The sequence below is a fragment of the Herbaspirillum huttiense genome, assembly GCF_004367745.1.
In the GTDB taxonomy this organism is placed as follows: domain Bacteria; phylum Pseudomonadota; class Gammaproteobacteria; order Burkholderiales; family Burkholderiaceae_D; genus Herbaspirillum; species Herbaspirillum huttiense.
Genome location: NZ_CP037993.1, coordinates 4,255,376 through 4,272,307 on the forward strand (window position 1 = coordinate 4,255,376; position 16,932 = coordinate 4,272,307).

Below are 16,932 nucleotides of genomic sequence, written 5' to 3' on the forward strand. Positions count from 1 at the left end.
AGCCCCTGATCCGGAGCCATCGCTGAGGAGGCGAACATGGGACACAGCGAAGCATTGATGGCCAACGAGTGCGCCAGCCAACGCACCCATGCCGATGACGCGCCCGACACCCGGGCGCTGGTCAAGGCCAACGCACGGTATCGCCACATCATCGGCAACACCCCCGCCATCATCTACAGCAGCGTGCCCTCGGGCGATTTCCAGCTCACCTTCGTGAGCGAAAACGCCTCCCGCGTGCTGGGCTACGAGCCTTGGGAAATGCTGGACGACCCGAACTTCTGGTTCAACCACATCCACCCCGACGACACGGCCGCGATCTTCTCCAGCCTGGCCATGCTGTTCGTGGAAGACCAGAAGATCTACGAATACCGTTTCCGCACCCACGACGGCAGCTACCTGTGGATGCACGACACCCTGCGCCTGATCCGCGATGCCGAGGGCACGCCGCTGGAAGTCATCGGCCTGATGACCGACATCACCGGCCGCAAGCAGATGGAAGACACCCTGCAGCGCCAGGCCGAGGAACAGCGCGCCCTGATCGAACAGCTCAAGATGGCCCAGGCCCAGTTGATGCAGTCCGAGAAGCTGGCCTCCATCGGCCAGCTGGCCGCCGGGGTGGCGCACGAGATCAACAATCCGATCGGCTTCGTCAACGCCAACCTCAACACCCTGGGCAACTACGTGGCCACGCTGCTCGAAGGCATCAAGCTGTACCAGTGCGTCACCAACGGCAGCCTGCCCTCCAGCGTGGCGCAGTCGGAGGTGCAGGCCTTCGAGGAGCGCGCCGACCTGCAATTCCTCAGCGAAGACGTGACCGAGCTGCTGGCCGAATCCAACGAGGGTCTGCAACGCGTCAAGAACATCGTGCAGTCGCTGAAGGATTTCTCGCGCACCGGCGAAAGCAACTGGCAGATGGCCGACCTGCATCGTGGCCTGGACAGCACGCTCAACATCGCCAACAACGAGCTGAAATACAAGGTCACCATCATCAAGCAATACGGCGAGCTGCCCATGATCAAGTGCCTGGCCTCGGAACTGAACCAGGTCTTCATGAACCTGCTGGTCAATGCCGCCCAGGCCATCCAGGAGCGCGGCAGCGTGACCATCCGCACCGAACGCTGCGACCAGCGCGTCGCCGTCTGCATCAGCGATACCGGGCACGGCATCGCGCCGGAACACATCAACCGCATCTTCGAACCTTTCTTCACCACCAAGCCGGTCGGCAGCGGGACCGGGCTTGGGCTGTCGCTGTCCTACGGCATCATCAAGAAGCATGGCGGCGATATTCATGTCAGCAGTGCACCGGGCAAAGGCACCACCTTCCGGATCGAATTGCCCATCGATCCCGCCAGCGCCCAGCCGCCGAGCAAGGCCTCGGGCGAAACAGGAGACGCATCATGACCGCCATCCAGAGCCAGGAACTCCAGACCCTGCAACAAGCCGACCCGTTCGCCCTGCCGCCGCCCTGCGTGCTGCTGGTCGATGATGAACAGAGCATCCTGTCGGCCCTGAAACGTACCTTCCGGCCCCAGGGCTATCGCCTGCTGACGGCCACCAGCGCCGAAGCCGGGCTCGACATCCTGGCCAGCGCCGATGTCGACCTGGTCATTTCCGACATGCGCATGCCCGGCATGAACGGCGCCCAGTTCCTGGCCCAGGTCAAGCAGCAATGGCCGGCCACCATGCGCATCCTGCTGACCGGCTATTCCGAGATCGGCAGCACCATCTCGGCCATCAACGATGGCGGCATCCACCATTACCTCTCCAAACCTTGGGAAGACCGCGAGCTGCTCATGGTCGTGACCCACGCGCTGGAGGAACAGCAGTTGCGCAAGCAGAAGATGGCGCTGGAACGCAAGGTGCGCGAACAGAACCTGCAACTGGCCGATTTCAATCGCCAGCTGGAACGCCAGGTGCAGGCGCGTACGGAAGAATTGCGCCAGACCGTGCTGTTCCTGGAGAACGCCCAGGAAGAGGAACAGAAGGCCTTCCTCTCCATGCTGCACGTGTTCTCCGACATCAGTGAACTGCGCGCCGGCCTGGCCAACGGCCAGTCCGCCCGCATCGCACGCTGGTGCGAACAGCTGGGGCTGCGCATGGGCATGAACAGCCATCACGCCAAGGAGATGATGATGGCCGGCATGCTACACGGCATCGGCAAGCTGGACTTGTCCGATGAACTGGTGAAGAAGCCCATCGAAAAAATGAGCAGCGACGAGCTGCAACGCTTCCTGTGGCATCCGGTGAAAGGCCAGATGCTGCTGACCCCCATCCCGACCCTGGCCGAGACCGGCGAGATCATCCGCCACCAGCACGAGCGCTATGACGGCCGGGGCGTGCCGGAAAGCCTGTCAGGCGACGCCATCCCGCTGGGCTCGCGCATCCTGGCCGTGGTGCGCGACTTCGAGGGTCTGTGCAATGGCGGCATCACCAGCCACAACGTGAGTCCCGAGAAAGCGCTGTCCATGCTGCGCACGCATGCCGGCCATCGCTATGACCCGGTGGTGGTCAACACCTTCATCGCCATGATGGAAGAGCAGCGCATGGCGCTGGAACAGCAGACGCGCCTGCTGTCCCCGGCCGAGCTGCGGGTCGGCATGAAGCTGGCCGAGGACCTGCGCACCAAGTCCGGCGTGCTGCTGCTGAACAAGGAACACGTGCTGGACGAAGCCATCCTGGCACGCCTGCGGCGCTTTGAGCAGATCGATGAGATGCCGCTGAAGGCCAGGATCGTGTTGCACTGATGCAACCGGTGCTTGTCGGCATGCACAAGGCCTGACGGAAAGCTTGTCAGCCGGCAAGCGTACCCGGGAATTTCCCGATTGCCCGCCCGCCTCAGGGCTGGTGCAATCAGCATGACCGGGCGCGTTGCGCCCGTTCGCGTTGGGGGACGCGATGCTGTTCCACCATAAAAAATGACACCATGACCAGAATCACCCGAAATACCTGCCTGTTCCTGCTGATCGCCTTCAGCCTCTTGCTGGCCGGCGTGGCCGGCCTGGCGCGCCTGAACCAGAAGGAGGTGCGCGACAGCCTGGCGCTGGACAGCCGCTGGATCCGCGACGACATCGAATCCCTGCTGCGCCGTTACGAACACGGCCTGCGCGGCACCCGGGGGGCCATCCTGGCCATCGGTGCGAACGACCTGAGCCGCGAAAAACTGTTGCGCTACATGGACAGCCGCGATCTGGCGCAGGAATTTCCCTGGGCCGGCGGTTTCGGCTTCATCCGCCACGTTCCGCTCGCCGCGCTGCCCGCCTACGAGAAGAAGATGCGCGAAGACCGCCTGCTGTTTTCCGGCATCACCCAGCTCGCCGACAACCCCGGCGACCGCTACGTGATCGAATACATCGAGCCCCTCGCCCCCAACAGGCCGGCCCTGGGCCTGGACATCGCCTCGTCGCCGGAACGCCGCTCGGCCGCCGATCACGCCATGCTGACCGGCCGCGCGGAACTGACCACACCGATCAGGCTGGTGCAGAAAGAAGGGCGGACGGCCAATGCCTATCTGTTCCTGCTGCCCATCTATGCCGGCTCGGTCACGCCGCCGACCATGGAGCAGCGCCAGGAAAGGATCCTCGGCTGGGCTTACGCGCCGCTGTCGGTGCACGACATCCTCTCGGAACTGAGCCGGCGCTGGAACATGCATTCGCTGGAAATCCTGGTGGAGGACGTTGCCAGCAATACCACGGCCGTCGAACTGTTCCGCAGCGGCGGCTTTGACCAGATCGAGGATGCCGTCAGTCTGGAAACGGCCTTGCCCCTCTACGGCCGGGCCTGGAAACTGAGCATCCGGGCCGCCCCCGAATACGCGCAGGCTCACCAGTTCATCAGTGATCGTGCCACGCTGCTTTCCTGCATTACGCTGGCCATGTTGATCCTGGCCAGCGCGCTGGCCTATCAGGTTTTCTCCACCCGTGAACGCAAGCTGCAGGAAGCCCGTGCCCTGCTGGCTGCCGTGGTGGACAGCTCGCCCGACGCCATCGTCACCACCGATGCCCGGGGACTGATCACTTCCTGGAACCGGGGGGCCAGCGACACCCTGGGCCTGCCCGAAGGACGCGCACTGGGCACGGCCCTCTCCACCCACGCAGCGCTGCGCGAGCTGGACCAGCAGGGCAGTACACGCTCCACTTCCCCAGGCTTCGGTCCCGGCACCGGCCAGCAGGAGGAGGCGCATGTGATCAGCTTGCAGGGCGAGTCGATACGCTACGCCTCGGCCCTGATGTTCCCGCTGCGCGATGGTGCAGGCCGGCAGATCGGCAAGGCCTTCATGCTGCGCGACGTCACCCGCGAGAAGCGCATCGAACGCCAGTTGCACCGCATCAACGAGGAACTGGAACTGACCGTGCAGCAGCGCACCCATGCGCTGCACCAGGCCAAGACCATGCTGCAGACCGTGCTCAACGTCATGCCCTCGCTGGTCGGTTACTGGGACAAGCATCTCATCAACCGCTTCGCCAATGCGTCCTACGAGCGTGTCTTCGGGCGTGAGCATGGGGAAATCACCGGCATGTACATGCTGGATCTGGTCGGGACGGAACTGTATGAAAGCGCACTGCCCCATATCGACGCGGTGCTGGCCGGAGAGAAGCAAACCTTCGAGCGCACCTTCACCGATGCCGTCAACGGCTACAAGCATGTCCTCACCACCTACATCCCCGACGTCAACGAACAAGGCGAAGTCAACGGCTTCTATGTCGTGGCGCACGACGTCACCGAGATCACCCACAACCGCAACCAGCTCAGCGAGGCACTGGCCCAGAACCAGTCGCTGCTGGACCAGGTGCAGCAGTCCAACGCCCTGCTCAACAACGTGCTCAGTTCGGCCACCGGCGTAGCCATCATCGCCACGGCACCGGACGGCGTGATCACGCTCTTCAATCGCGGGGCCGAACGCATGCTGGGCTATCGCGCCGAGGACGTGATCGGGCAGATGAAGGAGGAAGCCTTCTCGGGCCGCCTCAACAATCCCGCCATCCGCGCCCAGGCGATACTGGACGAGAAGGCCGTGAGCGACCTGCGCTACCGCCGCAAGGATGGCGTGACGCTGCCGGTCACGCGTCAGCAGACCTCCATGCTGGATCACCGCCAGCGCCACATCGGGGACCTCTACATCGCCGTGGACATGAGCCTGCAGCGCCAGCAGGAAGCCGAACTGGCAGCCGCCCGCGACCAGCTGATGCTGGCCGCCGAAGTGGCCAAGCTGGGCGTGTGGGTCTGGGACCGCACCGGCGACACCTTTGAATTCAACCGCCAGATCGCCGAGATCTACGGCATCAGCGATGGCCGCAGCGGGCAGGTGACCACCTATGAGGGCTGGCGCAGGCGCGTGCATCCCGACGATGTCGGCTATGTGGAATCGGCCCTGCAGGCGGCGCTGGCCGGCACCGGGGAGTTCGAACCGGTGTTTCGCGTGGTGCGCGCCGACGGCAGCATCCGCTTCGTGCAGGCACGTGCCCACGTCGACCGCAACGGCATGGGCGCGCCGGTGCGCGTGATCGGCATCAACCTGGACATCACCCAGCGCATCGAATTCGAAAACAACCTGGTCGAGGCCCGTCTGAAAGCCGAACAGGCCAACTCCGCCAAGAGTCTGTTCCTGGCCAGCGTCAGCCACGAGATCCGTACCCCCATGAATGGCGTACTGGGCATGATCCAGCTGCTGCAGAGAACGCAACCGCAGCCAGCCCAGCGCGACTACCTGAACAAGGCCGAGATCTCGGCCAAGTCGCTGCTCAACCTGCTCAATGACCTGCTGGATTTCTCGAAGATGGATGCCCAGCAGGTGCAATTGGATTTGCAGGCGTTTTCGCTGGAGCATTTCCGCCACGACCTGACCGCAATTCTGGCCGGCAACCCGCCGCAGGAGGGCGTGAGCCTGCACATCGAACTGGATGGCGACCTGCCGCAGCGCGTGGTGGGCGATGTCTATCGATTGCAGCAAGTGCTGGTGAACCTGATCAGCAATGCGCTCAAGTTCACGCACCTGGGCCGCATCGACGTGGCACTGCGGCGGCTGGCGGCGGACAACACCCGGCAAGTGATGCTGCGGGTGGAGGTCAGCGACACCGGCATCGGCATTGCTCCGGAACGTCTGAAGGACATCTTCGATGCTTTCACCCAGGCCGAAGCCTCCACCACCCGCCGCTATGGCGGTACCGGGCTGGGGCTGGCCATCAGCCGCCATCTGGTGCAGCTCATGGGCGGCCAGTTGCAGGTGAGCAGCGAACCGGGACGCGGCAGCCGCTTCTGGTTCGACCTGCCCATGGAGATCGAGGACGCCACGCCGCTGTCGCAGGCGCGTGCAGCGGACGAGCACACGCAGACCGAGCATGCGCCCGCCGGCGAGACCGCGCGCGAACTGGAAGGGGTGCAGATCCTGCTGGTGGAAGACAATGCCGTCAATCGCCAGGTCGCCACCGGCCTGCTGTCCCTGTATGGCGCGCACATCAGCTGCGCCGAGAATGGCAGCACCGGCGTGGCCATGGCCTGCGATCCCGAGCGCCACTACGACCTGATCCTGATGGATCTGCAGATGCCCGGCATCGACGGTATCGAAGCCACCCGTCGCATCCGCCGCCAGCAGGACCTGCGCCACATCCCGATCCTGGCCATGACCGCCAATGCCTCGCCGGAAGACCGCCGCCGTTGTATTGCAGCCGGCATGGCTGGTCACATCGCCAAGCCCATCGACGTAAGTACGCTGGTGCCGACACTGCTGTCGCATCTCCAGCATGACCGCAGCATCGCTGCGCAAGAGACGCTGCCCGCCGAGGCCACGCGCGTGGACGTACAGCCCGCCGACCGCCAGCAGGTCGACGTCTACGCTGACCTGATGCGCCGCTACCGTCAGGCCAGCGACGTCTATCGCACCACGCTGGATGCCGCCGGGCCGGAACTGGAGTGCCTCTTCGCGGACTACGACGCGGCGCTGGCGCAGGCTTCGCCGGGCGGCATCGAGCAGGCCGCCCATGCGATCAAGGGCTTGTGCGCCACCATCGGGGCCAGCGGCCTGGCTGCTTATTTCGCCGGGATCGAGCGCGTGTGCCGCGCTGGCGAAGGTGTGCCGTCCGATCGCCTTTTTACTGCCTGGCGCGAAGAACTGGTCGCGGTGCGGCGCGATGCGGGTGTGGTCTTGCAGCAACTGGCGATGCAGGCGCTGCAGGGGGTTTCCGGCTCACCGGGACCGGCTGCGCCGCAGGCCGGCGCGGAGCCGGCGACAGCGACAGCAGAGGCTTCCGATTTTCCTGATAGGCAGGCGCTGCGGGCCTTGCTATTGTCGAGCAACCTCGAAGCGCTGGACCTGGCCGAAGCCATCGGCAAGCGCCATGGGCTGATGCAGCAGACGCGCTACCAGCAGTTGTGGGAACTGATCGAGAAACTCGACTTCCCGGCGGCGTTGGCCCATCTCGATGACCATTTCGGAGAACCTCGTTGAAACGCATCCTGGAAGAACTCTCATCCCTGCGCGGCAGCCGTCCGCGCGTACTGCTGTGCGATGACCAGCCCATCAACATCCGTCTCGCCAATGCCCTGCTCAAGGGCGACTACGAGATCTTCATGGCCACCAGCGGCCTGCAGGCCATCGATCTGTGCGAAAAGGTGGTGCCGGACCTGATCCTGATGGATGTGAACATGCCCGGCCTGAACGGCTACGAGACCTGCGAACGGCTCAAGCAGAACACCGCCACGCTGGGCATTCCGGTAATCTTCCTGACCGGTTTGCAGAGCGAGGAAGACGAGGTCAAGGGCTTCGATGCGGGCGGCGTGGATTTCATCAGCAAACCGATCAACGGTACGGTGCTCAAGGCGCGCGTGCTGACGCACCTGACGCTGAAACTGCAATCCGATTTCTACCGCAACATCGCCGTCACCGATTCGCTCACCGGCCTGTTCAACCGCCGCAAGTTCGACAGCGAGCTGGCCGAGAAATGGGAGCTGTGCAAGCGCTCCGGCCAGGCCATGTCGCTGCTGATGATCGATATCGACTACTTCAAGAAGTACAACGACCACTACGGCCACCAGGCCGGCGACCACTGCCTGGCCGAAGTGGCGCACGCCATCCGCAGCAACTTCCACCGCAGCTATGATTGCGTGGCGCGCTACGGCGGCGAGGAATTTGCCTGCATCCTGCCCATGGCAGGGCGCGAGCAGGCCTTGAAACTGGCACGCGACGTCTGCGACGCCGTGGCCCGCCTGCACCTGCCGCATGCCCGCTCCGAAGCCAGCGAATTCGTCACGCTCAGCATCGGCGTGGCCTCGGTCGAGGTACCCGGTCACAGCAGCACGCCGGCTGCGCTGATCGCCCTGGCCGACCAGAACCTGTATCAGGCCAAAGCGCACGGCCGGGCGCAGGTGTATTGCGCCACCCCCGTCGAGGACGCTGCCTTGCAGTCCTCAGCGTCCTGATCCCCGCTGCAGCACCGTCCGAACAACACAGCCGGCCCTGAGCCGGCTACCGGCGTTGGCGCTGGAGATGCGCATCCAGCCGCAAGGCGGGAGAGAAATGACCGCCGTCCTGATCGCGATCCGGCCGGTGTGCCGACCGCCCGTCCCCAGCGGTCGCTGCGCCGCAACGCGATCTCGAAAAATAACGAGGAAATTTCCGAATAAATTTGAACTTACCGGCCTGAATTTCAAGCTTCGTCGACTATTTTCGACATCCCGGTAAAACTGCGTTTTTCTTCCCGCATGTCCTTGTCAACTGCAACAGTTTCCCCGGCAAGGGAGCGGTGAAGCCCATTGAACCCGTTCGATGCGTCCCTATCGGTCAAGGAAGAAAAACATGACAACTGCACATCTCGCTCATATCGTCGGTGGTGAAGATTCTCACGGCGGACCGCTGGTCCGGCTGCTGGAAGCCGCCGGATTCCATGTCGCCCATCACCCCTCGGCCGACCAGTTCCTGCAGCACACCACCGGTACCGCGCGCGGCGGACTGGTTCTGGAAGTCCACATGCAGAACCTCGACGCGCCACGTCTGCGCTCGCTGCTGGATGAACGTGAACTGGGCCGGCCGCTGATCGTCATCACCGGCGCACCGCCGGCCGCCTCCCCGGAGGACAAGCGCTACGGCCCGCACGACCCCGGCCAGCGCCTCATGAGCGGTCCGGCCGGCGATGCCGGCACCCAGCCGATGGTGCGCCAGCAGCTGGTGGAAGCCTTCCGCGGGGCGCTGATGCCTTTCGATGAATCGGGCCCGCAGATGCAGCAGCGGCAGGAGCATCACCAGCGGCTCAAGACCCTGACCCGGCGCGAACGCGAAGTGCTGGAACGTCTGGTGAAAGGACGGCTGAACAAGCAGATCGCCGCCGAACTGGGGACCTCGGAACGGACCGTGAAGGCCCATCGCCAGCAGGTCATGCGCAAGATGAACGCGGGCTCGCTGGCCGCGCTGGTAGCGGCGATGACGCGCTACTGAATGAAGAAAACTGACGGGGCGGCCGATGCCGCCCACTTGCCCTGCCCCTGCTCCATCACGGTCACCGGAGCTCAGCCGGTGACCGATTCCTCTGACTCCACCCGATTGCGTCCGCCGCGCTTGGCCTGATACAAGGCCTGGTCGGCGCGCGCGTAGGCTTCCTCGAAATCGCTGCCGGCGGCGGCCCAGGCCACGCCGAAACTGGAGGTGACCGGCCGCGCCGGCAGGCACTGGAAACGGTCACCGGCAATCGCCTGGCGGATCCGTCCGGCCAGGATCACGGCCTGCTCCAGCGCCACGCCGGACAGCAGGATGGTGAACTCTTCACCGCCGACGCGCCCGATGACGCCATTGCCTGCCAGCGTGGTGCGCAGGCGGGCAACCAGTTCGCGGATCACCGCGTCACCGGCCGGATGGCCGAATTCATCGTTGATGCGCTTGAAGAAATCGATATCCAGCACGACCAGCGACATCGGAGATTGCTGCAGGATCTGGTGCGCCTGCTCGAACACAGCGCCGCGATTGAGCGCGCCGGTGAGATTGTCATGGCGCGCCTTGTAATCGAGCTCATCGCTCAGTTGCTTCAGGCGCGCATTGAGCAGGTTCAGTTCGCGCTCGGTGCGGTCGCTGCGCGAGATCAGGCGGCGGCTCTGTCGCATCAGCTGGCCATAGTGCTGCACCAGTTCTTCCAGCGCTGCACGATGGCTGGCCGGGTCGCTGGCAGGATCGGCCAGCACCGCATTGGCGCGGTGCAGGGCTTCGGCTTCGGCCGCGAAAAGGTCGCCGCCGTCCATCAGCTCTGGACCGCGTGATCGTGGAAGACCAGCGCGGCGAAATCTTCCTGCAACTCCTGGCCGAATTCGAAGATGGTGTCGTCTTCCTCGTCGTGGTACCAGTTGAGGACCACTTCGGTGCCGCTCTCGGCCTTCTCGTTGAGGGCATCGAAGAGCGAGAACAGCATCTTGGTGCTGGAGCTGTTGAAGTAGGCCAGCGCCACGTTGACGGTGATGGTGCTGCCCTGCTCATCATCGGCCAGGAAGCGGCGCAAGGTGGTGATGATCTCGCCCCAGAACTGGGCGGCATTCTCGGGATAGGATTCGCCCTTCAGCGAAAGCGTGCGCTGGTCGAAGCGGAAGTCCACTTCGGGAGAGCTGGCGCTGGCGGCGATGAATAAATTGTCCATGGTGTCGTGTGTCAGAGGCAGCGGGCCCTCAGATGGTGGCCCGGAGATAGAAGGTCTGCGCGCCATCGGCGGCGGGCTGGGAGAATTCGAAATCCAGCGGTGCACTGGCATCGCGCGCCACCGTCAGGAAACCCAGGCCCGCCCCCTTGCTGTCGGCCGGTGTTTCGGCGCGCAGCATTTCCTTGTAGGCAGCCTTGATTTCTTCATTGGTCAGCGAGCGCAGGTGTTCCAGCTTCTCGCGCAGCTTGTCGGCCATCTCGGCATCGACCGGATTGGCGCAATGCAGGAAGTAGCGGCCATCGGTCTGGGTGATGTAGACCGCCCCGTGGCGCATTGGCGGCTCTGTGACTTTTCCTTCCTTCTCATGCAGATCTGCCGAGTAGTGCACGATGTTCTGCGCCATCTCGATGAAGGAAGAGAACAATTTGCGCCGGGTCTGCGCCAGCGCGCCGGTATGCTCGGCGCGCAGCTTCACGGCCTCGGCCATGGCGGCGATGATGGTCTGGGAAAAATAGCCGACGTAGTAGAAGACGATGTCGCGCCGTGCGACATAGCTGTGGAACTCCGCCCACTCCTGCTGGATACCGTTCATGCGTGTGTTCCGTGTTGAGAGTCTTGTTGAGAGCCTGGCTGCGCGGCATCCAGGCGGACGCCGAAGAAGCAGATGTCATCGCGCCGCCGCTGCGTGCCCTGGTAATGCCCGTGGATGTCCATCACCACGCGGCCCAGTGCCGGCATGGCCAGGCTGCCGTGTTCCAGCAGGGTACGGCGCAGGCGCTGCTTGCCGAAGGCGATGTGCTTGGGGCCACCGATCTGGTCGATCACGCCATCGGTGCAGACGAAGATCATGGATCCCGGCGCCAGGTGCTGGCTGTGGTTGTACCACTGCATGTCGTCGGGCGTATCGACGTAGCCCAGGCCGACGCGCTTGCCTTCGATGGTCAGCACCTCGGTGCCATCGGCCACCAGCAGGAACAGCGGCATCTTGGCGCTGCTGCTGGTGAGGGTGCGGGTGGCGCTGTCGAACCAGAAGAAGCAGGCATCCATGCCATCGTCCGATTCGGAGGGCTTGCCGGACTGGCCGTGCTGTCCCAGCACGCGTTTCATGCTGCGGTTGACTTCACGCATGAGACGCGCCGGATCGTGCGGGCCGTGCAGTTCCAGCGCCTGCTTCAGCGACGACGAAGCGATCAGCGTCAGGAAGGCGCCCGGCACACCATGGCCGGTGCAGTCCGCCACCGCAGCAAACCAGCCGCCGGGATGCGGTTCGAAATGATAGAAGTCGCCGCCGACCACGTCGCGCGGTTCCCACACCAGGCAGGCATTGGCCAGCGCCTCGGTCATGGCCGCGCGCGAGGCGCTCAGCATGGCGCGCTGGATCACGCTGGCGTAGTCGATGCTTTGCATGACCTGGCGGTTCTTCTCTTCCTGCATCGCCACCAGTTCGCGCATGAGCGCCAGGCCCGCACCGAGCCCGGCCAGCTGGCCCTGCTCGACGATGATGAAGCCATCGGCCAGGGTCTTGTCGCCCGAGGCCACGGCCAGCGCACCCAAGGTCTCGATGGGGGTATCGGCTTCGACGATGAGGGGGTCCTTGTCCATGAACGCGATGCAGCTCTTGCGCTCGTAGAGCTCGCGGTGATACGGCTTGGACATCTGGGACATGAAGATGTGGCGGCTGATGAGCCCGATGGGCCGCTGCCGCTCCACCACGGGCAGGCTCACCAGCTCCTTGTGCTGGCCGAAGATCTCCAGGACGGTGGCGTTGTTCTCATCGAACTGGACCACCGGCACCTGGACCGCCAGCGCTCCCGCTGTCGGTTGGAACAACTTGCTCCCTGTCGCCGGAGTCAGACTGAAATGACTTTCCACCGTGCTCGCCCGCGTCGTGATTTTTGGATAGACCGGGGATCATATTTCATTCCTGTGACAACAATGTGACGCTGTTGAGCGACAAGTTATCTTGCAAACGAGACGGACAGTCTCATCGTATCGCATCGCGATCCGCGTTCACGGCTTGCACTGCAAATGGCGAGTGACCGTTTCCCACTGCGCATGCCAACCCGCGAGATCGGCGCAACGCCAATGCAGCAGCGACTGGATGCTCGACTGCAGATGTGCCAGCGGATCGGCCAGAATCGGCTCGTGATGAGCGATACGGTTGCGGAACCTGCGCAAGCGCTCCAGTTCCGCGTGAATCACCTGCCGGGCTTGTGCGGGCCGAACCGGATGCGGAAAATTGGGAAAGCAATGCAGGATCTGACTGTCCCAGATACGTCCTTGATAGCGCACGGTGAACAGATGGCACCAGAAAGCGAACCTGAGCTCGGCGATGACCTTGCCTGTGGCACCGCTCTGCATTTTTCCCCGCGCACGCATCAACTCGGACTGGGGCTGAAAATGCGGTCCTTTGGGATTGGGCAGGCTGCGCTCGAAATTGCGATTCCATGGCCAGTCCTTCCCATAGGTACTGCAAAGGGCGCTGTCCACGGCATTTCTGACAGTGACCTCGCACACATGCAATGACGCAAAGAAGGCCGCAGACATCAAGGCATGCCAGCTGTACTTGTCGATGGGATGGGTATTGGCGGAGAAGCCCGCCGCGCCCTGGAAAGTCGCCAGTCGGGTGGCTGAAAGCGCGCCGATGATGTTGTCGATTTGCGATGCCGTCAAGGTACTGTCCATGTTCCATCTTCCTATCCGTTGGCACGTGTGCTACCATTTTTCGGTGAGCTTGTGGACACGCGGGCGTCAGCCTCCCCCACAGGACAGATGATATGGAACACGGCCCACTTCGGTGGGCCGTTTTTCATTTCAAGCTTGAACGATCAAATTTCTTCCAGACGACACGCGTTCTTCAGATCACGAAGAACCCATGCGTCCCATCCCTCCCCAATTGTTCCACCAAGCCGAATTCCCAATCGAGATAAGCCTGCATGGCGCTGGCCGCATTGTCAGTCCCTTCATAGGGACGGCGATAGCGGTCGATGCGCGGCGACAGCAGATGGGTCTCGCCTTTCTCCAGCGGCAGGCCGGCCTGTGACCAGGCTGCGTTGCCGCCCTCCAGCAGGAACACCGGCTGGCTCACCAGCGCCTGCAGGTCCGGCACCGCAAACTGCGCCAGCAAGGCACTGCCGCAAGTGATCACGAAGCGCGTGGCCGAGGGGAAGCGGCGCGCTGCCGCCGCCATCTCCGCGCGCAGCACGAACCACGCCCCCGGAACATGTCCGGCCACATAGCGCGCGCTCAGGGCCACATCCAGCACCACCGTGCCGTCATTGGCCTGCAGCCAGCGCTGCAACTGCTGCGCGCTGATGCGCTGCTCGGGCCGCAGTGCCGCCACCGGCAGCGCGCGCGGGGCGTCGCCGCTGACCGTGAAATCGGCCGCCGTCACGCCGTCGACCACAAACACTTCCCACGCCATCTGTGCCAGCCATGAGGCAGTCATGTCAGCACGTACGCCATCGTCATCCACCAGCACGATGCGGGCACCACGCACGGGGGCATTCATCTCGGTCTCCTGCACCAGCTGCCCGCCTGGCGCGGAGAGGAAGTCCGGCAGATGTCCGGATCGGTATTGCTCGGGCGTCCGTACATCGAAACGATAGACGGTGCGGTCCGGCTGCGCCAGTTCGGCCAGCCGTGCCAGCGGGATGCGCTTGACGCCGGCATGATCGGCCACGCTGCGCGCCTGCCGCCGCGCCTGTTCGCGCTGGCTGGCCTCGACCGTTTCCGGGAAACGGCGTGCCTGCCCGTGTTCCAGCGTCTGGCCCGCCAGCGTCCAGCCGATGGTGCCATTGCGCAAGGCATGGACCGGATTGGGCAGGCCTGCATTGACCAGCGACTGCGTACCGATGATGCTGCGCGTGCGGCCTGCGCAGTTGACGATCACGCGCGTCTTGGGATCGGGCGCAATGGTGGGCAGGCGCAGCACCAGCTCGGCACCGGGCACGCTGATGGAACCGGGGATGTTCATGTTCTGGTATTCGTCGAAGCGGCGTGCATCGACCACCACCACATCTTCACCGCTGTCGAGCAGGGCCTTGACCTCTTCGGCTGCCAGCGACGGCGTATGCCGTTTCGATTCGACCAGTTCGCCAAAGGCCTTGCTGGGCACGTTCACATCCTGGAACAGCTCGCCCCCCGCTTCGTGCCAGCCCCGCACGCCACCGGCCAGCACGCTCACACGCGTGTAGCCGAGCGCACGCAGGCGCAGGGCGGCGCGGACCGCCAGGCCTTCGCCATCATCGAGCGTGACGATGCGGACATCGCGGCGCGGCAGCCGGGCAAAGGCATTCAACTCCAGATGCGAGAACGGAAAATTGGCGGCAAACAAGGGATGGGATTGCGCATGCGGCGCTTCCTCGCGCACATCGAGCAGGGCAATTTCCTCGCGCGCCAGCAAGGCGGCGCGGACTTCAGCATAGGAGCTCACGGGCAGGGAAGCAGTAGCGTGTTCTTGATTCATGGTGTGGCAGCGTCGGTGGACTGGTCCCAGATATTGGGCAAGGTGGAATTGGAATAACCGGAGATGAACGGCACCCGCCGTCCATCGGGATGGTAGACCGAACGCCGCACGGCACCGATGTTGGCACCATAGACGTGGATGCTGACGGAGACCAGGTCGGCATGCGCATTGCTGACCTGGTGCACATCGTGCAGGGAAGGCGAGTCAGGCGAGACCGCCTCCACCTGCCCCGCCTGCAGCAGCGTGCGTTCGCCCACGGGCTGCAGTTGCTGCGCCTGCCAGGCAAAGGATTGCGCGTATTCGGCCCCGCGCAGCACGCCGATCAACCCCCAGACCGTGTGGTCATGTATGGGTGTGCGCTGGCCCGGCCCCCATACAAAGCTCACCACCGAGAAGCGCTGCGCCGAATCGGCATGCAGCAGGAACTGCTGGTAGCGCTCGGGGTGCGGCTGGGCATAGGCATCGGGCAGCCAGTCATCGTGGGCCACCAGTTGGCGCAGCAAGGCGCCGCCGCCATGCAGGATCGCAGCCTGGTCGGCACGCGCGTCGAGCAGCCCGGCAAACCCGGTCACGAATTCGCGCAAGCGCCAGAGCTGCTTGCCAGCTGGATGGGGTGTGGACATGTCTCCCTCTCTGTAGACAACGGATGGCTGCGGTCCGCAGCAACCGGTCTGCGCCGGTTCAGCCCCAACTATAAATCATTTGCATCGCTTGCCATGGGCCTGACAGTGTGTGACCGCCCCGCCCCTCCGTCACCGAAGCGCTGTGCACAAGATAGGCATTGACCTCATCTTCAGCCTCTCCGTCACCGCCGTCAGTGAGCGACCGCACCCACATCAGGGTGCAAGACTACAGACCGGCTCGTATGGACTTTCTAACATAAGTGATCCATACAAGGAGGACAGCATGAGCGATCACAAACCCGAAGGCCTTCCGCCCCAGCACCAGACCCATCAACCCGGCAGCGAACAAGAGATGCACCCGCGCCCGCACAGCGCACCGGCCGGCCAACCCGGACGGCGGCTGGCAGGCAAGGTCGCCCTCATCACGGGCGGTGACAGCGGCATTGGCCGTGCCGTGGCGCTGGCGTATGCGCGCGAAGGGGCAAAGCTGGCCATCGTCTATCTGGATGAGGAAGAGGATGCGCGACTGACCCAAAAAGACATCCAGGCCCTGGATGCACCCTGCCTCCTGATCCCCGGCGACGTAGGTTCACCGGAGTTCTGTCGCAGCGCCGTGCGGTCCGTGATGGATGCTTATGGAAGGCTGGACGTGCTGGTCAACAATGCGGCCCAGCAGTATCCGGCCCAGAGCATCGAACAGATCTCGGCCGAGCAGCTGGAGCACACCTTCCGCACCAACATCTTCTCGATGTTCTATCTGGTCAAGGAAGCCATGCCCTTCCTCACGCGGGGCGCGCGCATCATCAACACCACCTCGGTGACCGCGTATCGCGGCAGCAAGCATCTGGTGGACTATGCCGCCACCAAGGGCGCCATCGTGGCCTTCACGCGTTCGCTGTCGCAGCAGCTGGCCCCGGCCGGCATCCACGTCAATGCAGTGGCACCGGGGCCGATCTGGACGCCCCTGATTCCCGCCAGTTTCAGTGAGGAAGAAGTGGCCAGCTTCGGCAAGAACGTGCCGCTGGGCCGGCCCGGACAACCGGATGAGGTGGCACCGGCCTATGTCTTTCTCGCCACGGAAGGCGCCTCCTACATGACCGGGCAGGTGCTGCATCCCAATGGCGGGGAGATCGTCAATACCTGAGCTTGTCTGCAGGCATTGCATCACGCTGTCCATACATGCAGGGACGGCAGCTTGCCTCAGGAAAAACCCGATGGCAGCCATGTTGCTGCC

Annotated in this window: 13 protein-coding genes; 6 read left to right on the plus strand and 7 right to left on the minus strand. The window is 64.0% G+C overall.

Going from position 1 to position 16,932, the window contains the following annotated elements; genetic code table 11:
• The first annotated feature begins 36 nt into the window (after positions 1–36).
• The 5 genes from E2K99_RS19010 (at position 37) to E2K99_RS19030 (ending at position 9,424) form a co-directional block, all read left to right on the plus strand.
• The gene (locus E2K99_RS19010) at positions 37–1,401 is read left to right on the plus strand and encodes an ATP-binding protein (RefSeq protein WP_205703704.1); all 1,365 of its coding nucleotides are present in this window, start codon (positions 37–39) and stop codon (positions 1,399–1,401) included.
• Positions 1,398–2,744 carry a response regulator c-di-GMP phosphodiesterase, NosR family gene (gene nosR / locus E2K99_RS19015; protein WP_134223213.1) on the plus strand — a complete coding sequence of 449 codons (1,347 nt, stop codon included), beginning with the start codon at positions 1,398–1,400 and terminating at the stop codon, positions 2,742–2,744. Before E2K99_RS19010 ends, nosR begins: the two co-directional genes overlap by 4 nt.
• Positions 2,745–2,923: 179 nt before the next feature.
• Positions 2,924–7,441, plus strand: a complete 4,518-nt coding sequence (locus tag E2K99_RS19020; RefSeq protein ID WP_134223214.1) for a CHASE domain-containing protein — start codon at positions 2,924–2,926, stop codon at positions 7,439–7,441.
• Positions 7,438–8,412, plus strand: coding sequence for a diguanylate cyclase (locus tag E2K99_RS19025; protein WP_134223215.1), 975 nt, complete (start codon positions 7,438–7,440; stop codon positions 8,410–8,412). Before E2K99_RS19020 ends, E2K99_RS19025 begins: the two co-directional genes overlap by 4 nt.
• A gap of 376 nt (positions 8,413–8,788) precedes the next feature.
• Positions 8,789–9,424, plus strand: a complete 636-nt coding sequence (locus E2K99_RS19030) for a response regulator transcription factor (protein WP_134223216.1) — start codon at positions 8,789–8,791, stop codon at positions 9,422–9,424.
• Between the two features lie 71 nt (positions 9,425–9,495).
• Here the strand turns inward: E2K99_RS19030 and E2K99_RS19035 are convergent, their stop codons facing one another.
• The 7 genes from E2K99_RS19035 to E2K99_RS19065 all read right to left on the minus strand — a co-directional run bounded on the left by E2K99_RS19035 (position 9,496) and on the right by E2K99_RS19065 (position 15,698).
• Positions 9,496–10,218, minus strand: coding sequence for a GGDEF domain-containing protein (locus E2K99_RS19035; RefSeq protein WP_134223217.1), 723 nt, complete (start codon positions 10,216–10,218; stop codon positions 9,496–9,498).
• Complete coding sequence (locus E2K99_RS19040) at positions 10,218–10,607, minus strand: DUF1987 domain-containing protein (protein ID WP_034336874.1); 390 nt, start codon at positions 10,605–10,607, stop codon at positions 10,218–10,220. Before E2K99_RS19040 ends, E2K99_RS19035 begins: the two co-directional genes overlap by 1 nt.
• 28 nt (positions 10,608–10,635) lie before the next feature.
• Entirely contained in the window at positions 10,636–11,199 is a 564-nt protein-coding gene (locus tag E2K99_RS19045) for a SiaB family protein kinase (protein WP_034336877.1), read from the minus strand.
• Positions 11,196–12,479: a PP2C family protein-serine/threonine phosphatase gene (locus E2K99_RS19050; protein ID WP_134223218.1), complete on the minus strand. Its 1,284-nt coding sequence runs from the start codon at positions 12,477–12,479 to the stop codon at positions 11,196–11,198. Before E2K99_RS19050 ends, E2K99_RS19045 begins: the two co-directional genes overlap by 4 nt.
• A 138-nt stretch (positions 12,480–12,617) precedes the next feature.
• Positions 12,618–13,292 (minus strand): hypothetical protein, encoded by a 675-nt coding sequence (locus E2K99_RS19055; protein WP_051156448.1) that lies wholly within the window; start codon positions 13,290–13,292, stop codon positions 12,618–12,620.
• A 172-nt stretch (positions 13,293–13,464) separates the two neighbouring features.
• Positions 13,465–15,075: a rhodanese homology domain-containing protein gene (locus E2K99_RS19060; protein ID WP_134223219.1), complete on the minus strand. Its 1,611-nt coding sequence runs from the start codon at positions 15,073–15,075 to the stop codon at positions 13,465–13,467.
• Positions 15,072–15,698, minus strand: a complete 627-nt coding sequence (locus tag E2K99_RS19065; protein WP_134223220.1) for a cysteine dioxygenase family protein — start codon at positions 15,696–15,698, stop codon at positions 15,072–15,074. Before E2K99_RS19065 ends, E2K99_RS19060 begins: the two co-directional genes overlap by 4 nt.
• Before the next feature lie 283 nt (positions 15,699–15,981).
• Here E2K99_RS19065 and E2K99_RS19070 point away from each other — a divergent pair, with 283 nt between their 5' ends.
• Positions 15,982–16,842, plus strand: a complete 861-nt coding sequence (locus E2K99_RS19070) for an SDR family oxidoreductase (RefSeq protein ID WP_134223221.1) — start codon at positions 15,982–15,984, stop codon at positions 16,840–16,842.
• Positions 16,843–16,932: the final 90 nt, after the last annotated feature.

Coding starts and splice junctions, on each gene's coding strand:
- E2K99_RS19010 (WP_205703704.1), top strand. CDS start 37: ATGGGACACAGCGAAGCATTGATGGCCAACGAGTGCGCCAGCCAACGC.
- nosR (WP_134223213.1), top strand. CDS start 1,398: ATGACCGCCATCCAGAGCCAGGAACTCCAGACCCTGCAACAAGCCGAC.
- E2K99_RS19020 (WP_134223214.1), top strand. CDS start 2,924: ATGACCAGAATCACCCGAAATACCTGCCTGTTCCTGCTGATCGCCTTC.
- E2K99_RS19030 (WP_134223216.1), top strand. CDS start 8,789: ATGACAACTGCACATCTCGCTCATATCGTCGGTGGTGAAGATTCTCAC.
- E2K99_RS19035 (WP_134223217.1), bottom strand. CDS start 10,218: ATGGACGGCGGCGACCTTTTCGCGGCCGAAGCCGAAGCCCTGCACCGC.
- E2K99_RS19040 (WP_034336874.1), bottom strand. CDS start 10,607: ATGGACAATTTATTCATCGCCGCCAGCGCCAGCTCTCCCGAAGTGGAC.
- E2K99_RS19045 (WP_034336877.1), bottom strand. CDS start 11,199: ATGAACGGTATCCAGCAGGAGTGGGCGGAGTTCCACAGCTATGTCGCA.
- E2K99_RS19055 (WP_051156448.1), bottom strand. CDS start 13,292: ATGGACAGTACCTTGACGGCATCGCAAATCGACAACATCATCGGCGCG.
- E2K99_RS19060 (WP_134223219.1), bottom strand. CDS start 15,075: ATGAATCAAGAACACGCTACTGCTTCCCTGCCCGTGAGCTCCTATGCT.
- E2K99_RS19065 (WP_134223220.1), bottom strand. CDS start 15,698: ATGTCCACACCCCATCCAGCTGGCAAGCAGCTCTGGCGCTTGCGCGAA.
- E2K99_RS19070 (WP_134223221.1), top strand. CDS start 15,982: ATGAGCGATCACAAACCCGAAGGCCTTCCGCCCCAGCACCAGACCCAT.